At 42.4% G+C, this 3,040-nt stretch carries 2 protein-coding genes; both read left to right on the top strand.

Features of this window, described 5'->3' with window-relative positions; genetic code table 11:
• Positions 1-370 precede the first annotated feature (370 nt).
• A complete protein-coding gene (locus AB4496_RS18245) occupies positions 371-1,054 on the top strand; it encodes a hypothetical protein (protein ID WP_012603881.1) in 684 nt (227 codons plus the stop codon).
• A 218-nt stretch (positions 1,055-1,272) separates the two neighbouring features.
• On the top strand, positions 1,273-3,040 hold a 1,768-nt coding region (gene pepN / locus AB4496_RS18240), incomplete at its 3' end, for an aminopeptidase N (RefSeq protein WP_372131563.1).

Raw genomic sequence — 3,040 nt, 5'->3', positions numbered from 1 at the left:
GGATGATATCCCTAAAGATTACGAAGTCCCAGATGCTTATCTTGATGAGTCTGTCGCTATCATGCTGGATATGATAAAAAAATAGACGCTAACGTGCCTTGTTAAAGGTGGGATTTTTAAAAAAGCGAGCTTAGGCTCGCTTTTTTTCTATCTGCGATTTGACAAAAATCGAGGCCATTTCTCGTCTATTAATGCTTGAGTATATTCTTAATAACGCATTTTTAAAGGGTGTTTTTGCGAGTGATCATGTCGCGTAGCACTTCGTATTTAAAATTCAGTTACTTCGCATTTAAAATTTAGTGACTTAGATCAAATTTTTTCGCTTTCTATTCATTACGTGCCTAAGCTTAAAGAAAACGAGGGGGCGCGTATGAAATGGATTCTACTATTTTTATCTTGTTTAAGTTTTGTTGCTTTTGGGAGTGAGGTCGCTTCAAGCGAGCAGCAATCAAAAAGTGACAGCAATCTATCTCATTTTGACCTTCCTTTACTGCTTGGTGATTGGTATTTGATGAACCCAGATCCTGAACAAGGTACTGAAAATTTTAGAGCGATAAAGCTAACCCTTGATTCAAATTATTCATTCTCCATTGATATTCAAAAGAAAGACTACAGTGTCGACCATTGGGAAGGCTTGTATAACGCCAATGAAGATACCATTATTTTGGGTTTAAACACCTCTGAACCTCAAGTTTACGCCTATAGCAGTAACCATAATATGTTGAACCTCAACGGTGTTATGTTCACCAAGGCTTTACCAAATGCATTGGCGGGAATATGGTCAAGCGCCGAATTGTCCGGAAGCGACTTGCGCGCGAGTAATATTCAAAAAATGGATTTAGTGCTTCAACCTGACTTTGTATTTATGTTCAGAGTGTCCGATGAAGTGGGGAGTGAAGTTGTTCGTCGAGGGGTGTATTACACAGAAGGCGATCAATTGGTGCTTCTGTATGAAAATGGCGAGCATGGTACTCGTTACACATTAAACAGCGACGTCTTGACGCTTCAAGGTGAAGAAGGCGACATGTTTGCAGTACTCAATCGTATTCGATAATGATGAGTTGGATGCGCAAAGTCAGGCTTGTTGATAATATGGATCATAGTTCATTTATTAGCCGTTCCTTCCTGATTTGGTTGATAAAATAGCAAAACATGGAGGCGTTTTACTACAATGCCTCCTTTTTTCAATATTCCCCTTGTGTTCTTGGCGCTCAACCTTTAGATATATACAGTTAAAATACAATTACGTATAACGATCAAAAGGAACCCGTCATGGCACATACACCTCAAGCCAAGTATCGTAAAGATTATCAATCACCATCTCACACTATTTCTCAAATCGATCTTACTTTCGATTTGTACGATTCAGCGTCCATCATTACGGCGGTGTCTAGTGTTAAGCAAGAGAAAGATAGTTCGACCTTAGTACTTGATGGTGAAGGTTTGACGTTGGTTTCTGTTTTAGTTGAGGGTCAAGAGTGGACGCAATTCGAGCAATCTGAAACTCAACTGACACTGAGCGGACTACCGAAAGATTTCACACTCACGATCGTGACGAAAGTAAATCCTGAAGGGAATAGTGCACTTGAAGGTTTGTATAAGTCGGGTGGCGCATTCTGTACTCAGTGTGAAGCTGAAGGTTTCCGTCGTATTACTTACTACATGGACCGCCCTGATGTATTGGCAAAATTCACCACAACGGTAATCGCAGACAAAGCAGAAAATCCATTCTTACTTAGTAATGGTAACCGTATAGATGAAGGTGATGCTGAAAATGGTCGTCACTGGGTTAAGTGGCAAGACCCACATCCAAAACCTGCTTACTTGTTTGCTCTTGTTGCCGGTGACTTTGATGTACTTCGTGACGCTTACACCACACAATCAGGCCGCAAAGTTGACCTAGAAATCTTTGTCGACAAAGGCAATCTAGACCGCGCAAACCACGCGATGGTTTCTTTGATTAACTCAATGAAGTGGGACGAAGAGCGTTTCAATCTTGAGTATGACTTAGACATCTACATGATCGTAGCTGTTGATTTCTTCAACATGGGCGCGATGGAAAACAAAGGTCTGAACGTATTTAACTCTAAGTTTGTTTTAGCGAACGACCAAACAGCAACCGACACCGACTACCTAGGCATCGAAGCGGTAATCGGTCATGAATATTTCCATAACTGGACCGGTAACCGAGTGACATGTCGCGATTGGTTCCAACTAAGCTTGAAAGAAGGCTTAACCGTATTCCGTGACCAAGAGTTCTCATCTGATCTTGGTTCTCGCGCAGTAAACCGAATCAACAATGTTCGTATTATTCGCGGGCCACAATTCGCTGAAGATGCAAGTCCAATGTCTCACCCAATTCGCCCTGAAAAAGTGATAGAAATGAACAACTTCTACACATTGACTGTATACGAAAAGGGCAGTGAAGTGATCCGAATGATCCACACATTGTTGGGTGAGGAAGGTTTCCAAAAAGGCATGAAGCTTTACTTTGAACGTCACGATGGTACCGCTGCAACTTGCGAAGATTTCGTTGCTGCAATGGAAGATGCGTCGGGCGTTGACCTGTCTCAGTTCCGTTTATGGTACAGCCAATCTGGTACGCCGACGCTTTCTGTTGAAAGTCACTACGACGCAGACAAAAAAGAGTACACGTTAACAACTCGCCAAGTAACGGCTCCAACGCATGAGCAAACGGAAAAGCAAGCTCTGCATATTCCTCTAGACATCGAGCTATACACCGCGTCGGGTGAAGTGATTGGGTTACAATGTAACGGCCAGCCAGTTCACAATGTACTTGATGTGAAAGAAGCGGTACAAACGTTCGTGTTTGAAAACGTTTCAGAGCAACCGATCCCATCGCTACTGCGTGAATTTTCTGCGCCAGTGAAACTGGAGTACGACTATTCGGATGAAGAGCTGATCTTCCTGATGGTGAATGCTCGCAATGAATTTTCGCGTTGGGATGCGGGTCAAATGCTGCTAGCGAAATACATCCGTAGCAACGTAGATAACGTTCAACAAGGTCAAAAGTTTGAAC

Origin of the sequence: Vibrio sp. 10N.222.46.A1, from assembly GCF_041473595.1 — a bacterium.
Classification (GTDB): domain Bacteria; phylum Pseudomonadota; class Gammaproteobacteria; order Enterobacterales; family Vibrionaceae; genus Vibrio; species Vibrio tasmaniensis_A.
Note: the sequence above shows the minus strand (reverse complement) of the source record. Positions and strands in the feature narration are given on the sequence as shown.